We start from the raw sequence: 5,754 nt of genomic DNA, 5'->3' as shown, positions 1-5,754 counted from the left end.
CAACTCCGCCGCACCCAACACCGCCAGGAGCCCACCGCGGACACCTGACCGGACCGGCAACCTGGCCCACAGCTCCTTCCAGCCGTACGGCCGCCCGCCGCAGAGGCCAGACAGGGGGACGGCCTCGCGCCGCACGCTCCGGCCGTCGCCCCGTACGGCAACACCGCAGCGCGGCACAAGACGTGGCGGCTGGAGGGCGCGGCCGGGCTCGACCCCGCCAGCCAGGTGCTCGGGATGGTCCGCTCAGAGAGGGCGCCGACACCGCCCGGGGCGCCGGTGCCTTCGGCTCGCCCGCTGTGCCCTTCGCCTCTGCGGCCGGGGCCGTCAGCGGTCCCACCCCGACACCCGGACCAGCCGTCACGGCACCCGCTCAAGGCTCAGCAACTCCTTGGTGCGGGGACGTAGGGCGCCAAGCCAGGCGGCCACTTGGGCCTGCGGTGGTTCTCAGGAATCGGAGTAGCTGAGGTCCCCGACCGTCCAGCTGCTGACGTCCTCAATGGCGATGCGGTACATGCCTCCGGTGTGGGGCAGCCCGAAATCGCCCTGCAGGATCTTCGCCCGGTGGAGATGCAGATGGGTGGGCCGTGCGGGCGGGCCGTCGGCGGGCGGGGCGAAGAGAGCGGCGAACGGCTTCAGGCGCTCCGAGGCCTGGAGGACCTCTGCCACCCGCTCCAACCACAGGGTCACCGGCGCGAGCCTGCCGGTGATCACGGCTCCGGGGACTACCACGGTCAGGGACATCTGATTACTGTGCTCGGACTCGACCATCGCGGCGATGTCGACGAGCAGCCCGTCAGGGTTCGACATGCCCCCCAGAATAGGACACGGCCTCCGCGGCGCCCACGGGCCCGGGGCAGCGGCCATGGCGGCCACGGGCCTTGCGCCAGCTGCACGGCCGGGCGCTACGCGGCAGCGACCTGACACGCCGATCGGCTGCGCCGCGGTACAGGGCAGGTGGCAGCAGCCGTGAGGGCCGGGGCATCGCCCGGATCGCGCGGGCCGGCGGTGGCGAGCAGGTCGGCCCCGAAGGCGGTGACGGTGAAGCTCGCGGAGCCGAGGACCTCCGCCAGCCGCCAGCGCCGGCATCAGCGCGCCGCGGATACCGCGGAACTCGGTGCGCCCGGCGGCGTCGGCGGGATGCGGGCAGGCGTGGAGGGTCGGTCCGATCAGGTCCTGGCCCGGGCTCCATCCCAGCACCAGGCCGATCCCCGGACGCTGCCGGGCGAAGAGCCCGGCAGCCTGGGGCGGTGCCGGCTCAAACCCTCGGCGGGAGAGCACTGCACAGACGGACTCAAACAGATGTTTGTCATCCACGCGCAGGGTTTATCGCCTGCCCAGCCCGCGCCCGCCCATCAATGACGACTCGTCACATTCCGTTCCGGCCATTGCCGGTGAGGCTACGGGGCCGGAGCGTCGGGTTCCCGCTCGACCCGGCCGGGGTGCGCGTCCCCTGGACGGTGCGCCGACGCGACGGGCCGGGGGCCTCCCGCAGGGTCCACACCATGCGCGGCGCACTCGGCGGAGAACCGCGTGCGTCCTGGGTCAGAGTTTGAACATCGCGGTGTAGGGCTGGGTGATGCGTTCCCGCCGCGATCCGAAGTCGACGAGTACCGCGATGCCGCTGTCGCCTTCGACGCCGATGGCCCGGCCGAGGCCGTAGGTGTCGTGGGTGACGCGGTCGCCGACGGCGAAGTGCTTGCGCGGAGCTTCGGCCGGGGGCTTGAAGGGGCTGGTGGGCAGGACGCGGCGGACTGCTGCAGATTTCGTCATTCCCTGCAGTATGCGCCGAAAATCGCGGGAGCGGGTCTTCTCGGTGCACTCGATTTCGGAGCTACGACAGGAATTTCGCGCAAGCCGTCCAGTGCGCCCCCGGATGGCGCCGGTGGGCGTGGTGCGTTGCTTTCGCGGGTCTGTCGCGGCGGGGGCGGGTGCTCAGCTCCCGCGCGACTCGCCCTCCTGGGGGAGCGAGTGGTCGACGCCCAGGAGGCGGGATCCATGCCCAACCGGGCCGCCATGCATGCGTGTTGACGGGCCTGTCGCCCCGCGCCCGGCGGCCCCGGGGAAGGGGCCCTGCAGGACCGGGGGTGGAATATCCGCCCGCAGCGGGCCTGGGCCTGCTAGAGTCGTTTTAGTTGCAGTAGTGGTTCCCATGAACTTTGTGTGCGCCTGCTGGTGTTTCGCAGGCGCCTTTTTGTTTCCCGGCTCTTCCCCGGGTGGGTGCTCATCGCGGCGACTCGAAGCGCGCGCTGTGCGGGCTTCGGACAGCCCCTTGAAGGAGATTTCTTTATGGCTAATGGCACTGTGAAGTGGTTCAACGCGGAAAAGGGCTTCGGCTTCATCGAGCAGGAGGGTGGCGGCCCGGACGTCTTCGCCCACTACTCGAACATCAACGCCAACGGCTTCCGTGAGCTGCTCGAGGGCCAGAAGGTCGAGTTCGACGTCACGCAGGGCCAGAAGGGCCCGCAGGCCGAGAACATTCGTCCGCTGTAGTTCTTCTGCCACGGCACCCGCCTAGCAGCGAGGGGCCCGCACCGCGTACATGATGCCCGGTGCGGGCCCCTCGGCATTGCGCCACGACGCGCTTCCCCGGCCGTTTCTGGCCCCCTGGCTCCGCCACCGGCGGCCATCCCCACGCGAGACGCACAGCGCCGCGTCCGGATCGGCGCCCTGCCGTGACAGCTCACGGTTCGAGGTCGTTCGCTCCCACCCCTTTCGGTGAGCGCCGACCGCAGGTGACGTGCCGCACGGTTCCACCGTCCACGCCCCGCGCTCCACACTTTCGGCCCGTTCCTTGCGACCTCCTGCCGGCGCCTCGCGCTGCGGAGCTTCCTCGCGACGTGCCGCCCCAGGAAGGTCTCACATGAACCGCTCCAGTCGCTCCTCGTACCAGAACGCCAACTCCCGCTCCTCGGCCTCCTCCCGCTCCGGCGGCAGCTCCTTCTACGGAGACCGGCCCGCCCGCGGCCGTAGCGCCCGCCAGAGTTCCTCCCCGCAGGGCGAGTTCGCGATGCCGGTGAGCACCACCCCGGCGCTCCCGGCCGTCGAAGCGTTCGACGAACTGGACATGCCCAAGGCCCTGCTCTCCACCCTGACCCGCCAGGGCGTCACTGCACCGTTCCCGATCCAGGCCGCGACGCTCCCGAACTCGCTGGCCGGCCGGGACGTCCTCGGACGAGGCCGCACCGGCTCCGGCAAGACCATCGCGTTCGGCCTCGCCGTGCTGGCCCGCACCGCCGGCCGGCGCGCCGAACCGCGCCGCCCGCTGGCCCTCGTCCTGGTCCCCACCCGCGAGCTCGCGCAACAGGTGACCGACGCCCTCACCCCGTTCGCCCACGCGCTGCGGCTGCGGATGGCGGCCGTGGTGGGCGGCATGTCGATCGGGCGTCAGGCCAAAGCTTTGAATCACGGGGCGGAGGTCGTAGTGGCCACCCCCGGCCGGCTCAAGGACCTGATCCAGCGCGGCGACTGCCAGCTGGACGGCGTCGGCATCACCGTGCTCGACGAGGCCGACCAGATGGCCGACATGGGCTTCCTGCCGCAGGTCACCGAACTCCTCGACCAGGTCGCCGAGGGCTGCCAGACGATGTTGTTCTCCGCCACCCTGGACCGCAACGTCGACCGCCTGGTGCGGCGCTTCCTCAAGGACCCGGTCACGCACTCCGTGGACCCGTCCGCGGGAGCGGTCAGCACCATGGAGCACCACGTGCTGCACGTGCAGAACTACGACAAGAACGCCACGATCGCCCACATCGCCTCCCGTGACGGCGGGGTGATCATGTTCACCGACACCAAGCACGGAGCGGACCGCCTGGTGGAGGACCTGCTCACCAACGGGGTGAAGGCCGCGGCCCTGCACGGCGGCAAGTCCCAGCCGCAGCGCACCCGCACCCTGGAGCAGTTCCGCACCGGCCAGGTCACCGCCCTGATCGCCACCAACGTCGCCGCCCGCGGCATCCACGTCGACGGCCTCGACCTGGTCGTCAACCTCGACCCGCCGACAGACCACAAGGACTACCTGCACCGCGGCGGGCGCACCGCCCGGGCCGGCGAGTCCGGCACCGTCGTCACGTTGGTGCTGCCCAACCAGCGCCGCGAGATGGCCCGCCTGATGACCACCGCCGCGATCACGCCCGTCACCACCAGGGTCACCGCCGGCGACGAGGACCTGGCCCGCATCACCGGCGCCCGCGTGCCCACCGGTATCCCCACCGTGATCGCCGCCCCCGCCGTCGAACGCCCCCGCCGTAGCCCGTCCACGAGCCGCAGCCGCCGCAGCCGCCCCGCCCACGCGGCCGTCGCAGGCCGCGACAACCAGGGCTCCTCCGGCCGCCGCCGGGCACCGAGGCGCGTCGCCCTCGCCGCCTAGGAGGCAGGTGTGGGCCTGGACCGCCGCTGCGGTCCAGGCCCACACGACTCACCAGCGCGAAACAAGAGTCCCGGCCCGCTCCGGCGGACCCCGCCGGCCCTCCCACACCCGATGCCCCGACCACCGCCGGCCCCGGCGGAACCGACACCAAGGAGTCCGCCCATGACCCTCACCCTCGAACACCCCGCGACCACCGCCACGGTCGGCGACCTCATGAGACACCCCGAGCTGCAGATCAGCGACGACGTCATGGTCGACATGGCGATCGACATCCTGCACAGCTCCGGCGCCGACCACCTCCTGGTCCGCGACGACGACGGCCGCTGCGCGGGTCTGCTGACCCGCCTGCACCTCGCCCCGTTCCAGACCCGCACCCGGTCCACCGAGCGCACCCCGGTGCGCGACATCGTCCTCGACCAGGCCCCGTTCGCCACCGCCGACATGCCCGCCACCACCGCAGCCGCCGCCATGCGCGCCCGCGGCCTGGGCACGTGGCCGGTGGTCGACCCCGACGGCCACGCCATCGGCCTGCTCAGCTTCTAGGCCAGCTCTGCCGGCGCCGACGCGCCCGCAGTCGGCTGCCCAGGGCGCCGTCCATGGCGGCGTTCAACATTGGGCCGCTGTCCTGGTCCGGGTCACCCATCGCGTCGAGCACCAGGTCGCCGGTTCCCGGTCGCAGGCGGATATCGAGGGCAGGGGGGACGGACTCCGCGGGGACGGCCACCGAGTACTCCTCGCGGCCCCGGTCTCGGGCGGGCCGTAGTGCGCCCGCAAAGCGGGCGACTTGCCTGACGGCCCGCAGGCGGCGGCGCAACCCCACCGTAGCGGCCGGGCGACCGCGCGGACCGTCCGCTCAGCGCAGGCGAACCGCCAGCGGCAGGCGCGGTCAAGGACCGGGCAAGGAAACACAGTTGTGCACTGAGCGCGGCCTGAACGATCCGGTCCCGAGGGGGCCGGTGCATCCGACAAGCGAGCGTGCGGAAGTGGCGTCGGCATCCCTTCCTCGGTCACCTCTCGCGCGGCGCGGGCGGTCGCGGAGTGGTCATCGGGGGTGCGACCGAGGCGGCGGGAGCGTGGGCTCGGTCCGGTCGACGGGAAGTAGGCCGGGCCCGGGGCAGAACGGTAGTGGATGAACCCCTGCTGTGTACTTCAACGGGGCGGCGTGCCGTCGTGCCGGGCGGCCTGGAACCGGTCCGCGCCAGTGAGACAGGGTGCCGGGCAGCCTGGCCGGTGGAACGGTCGGCCGGCGATCGGGGGCTGAGGGGTAATCGTGTCCGGGGCGGCCTGCGGTGAGCGCCCGTCGCTCACCGCGGACCGGTCTCGTCGGCCTGGCAGGCGGGTCAGGTGTCGGCGGCGGACTCCTGCCCGCGCGGGGAACAGCGAAGCTC

The 5,754-nt window shown here is 72.2% G+C and carries 5 protein-coding genes; 3 read left to right on the top strand and 2 right to left on the bottom strand.

Features of this window, described 5'->3' with window-relative positions; genetic code table 11:
• Positions 1 to 444: 444 nt before the first annotated feature.
• Both KV557_RS41215 and KV557_RS41210 read right to left on the bottom strand, forming a co-directional pair.
• Positions 445 to 807, bottom strand: a complete 363-nt coding sequence (locus KV557_RS41215; RefSeq protein WP_218207235.1) for a hypothetical protein — start codon at positions 805 to 807, stop codon at positions 445 to 447.
• 735 nt (positions 808 to 1,542) lie between these two features.
• Positions 1,543 to 1,770 (bottom strand): hypothetical protein, encoded by a 228-nt coding sequence (locus tag KV557_RS41210; protein ID WP_218207234.1) that lies wholly within the window; start codon positions 1,768 to 1,770, stop codon positions 1,543 to 1,545.
• A gap of 516 nt (positions 1,771 to 2,286) precedes the next feature.
• Here KV557_RS41210 and KV557_RS41205 point away from each other — a divergent pair.
• From KV557_RS41205 to KV557_RS41195, 3 genes are all read left to right on the top strand, one after another.
• Positions 2,287 to 2,490: a cold-shock protein gene (locus KV557_RS41205; RefSeq protein WP_030918248.1), complete on the top strand. Its 204-nt coding sequence runs from the start codon at positions 2,287 to 2,289 to the stop codon at positions 2,488 to 2,490.
• A 370-nt stretch (positions 2,491 to 2,860) separates the two neighbouring features.
• Complete coding sequence (locus KV557_RS41200) at positions 2,861 to 4,366, top strand: DEAD/DEAH box helicase (protein WP_218207233.1); 1,506 nt, start codon at positions 2,861 to 2,863, stop codon at positions 4,364 to 4,366.
• Between the two features lie 162 nt (positions 4,367 to 4,528).
• Positions 4,529 to 4,909, top strand: coding sequence for a CBS domain-containing protein (locus tag KV557_RS41195; RefSeq protein WP_218207232.1), 381 nt, complete (start codon positions 4,529 to 4,531; stop codon positions 4,907 to 4,909).
• Positions 4,910 to 5,754 lie beyond the last annotated feature (845 nt).

Origin of the sequence: Kitasatospora aureofaciens (assembly GCF_019192735.1) — a bacterium.
In the GTDB taxonomy this organism is placed as follows: Bacteria; Actinomycetota; Actinomycetes; order Streptomycetales; family Streptomycetaceae; genus Kitasatospora; species Kitasatospora aureofaciens_A.
The sequence above is the reverse complement of the archived record's forward strand: the minus strand, read 5'-3'. Positions and strand labels throughout refer to the sequence as shown.

Bases quoted from the DNA above. Each gene is read 5' to 3' on its own strand.
- KV557_RS41200 (WP_218207233.1), top strand. From the start codon at position 2,861: ATGAACCGCTCCAGTCGCTCCTCGTACCAGAACGCCAACTCCCGCTCC.
- KV557_RS41215 (WP_218207235.1), bottom strand. From the start codon at position 807: ATGTCGAACCCTGACGGGCTGCTCGTCGACATCGCCGCGATGGTCGAG.
- KV557_RS41210 (WP_218207234.1), bottom strand. From the start codon at position 1,770: ATGACGAAATCTGCAGCAGTCCGCCGCGTCCTGCCCACCAGCCCCTTC.
- KV557_RS41205 (WP_030918248.1), top strand. From the start codon at position 2,287: ATGGCTAATGGCACTGTGAAGTGGTTCAACGCGGAAAAGGGCTTCGGC.
- KV557_RS41195 (WP_218207232.1), top strand. From the start codon at position 4,529: ATGACCCTCACCCTCGAACACCCCGCGACCACCGCCACGGTCGGCGAC.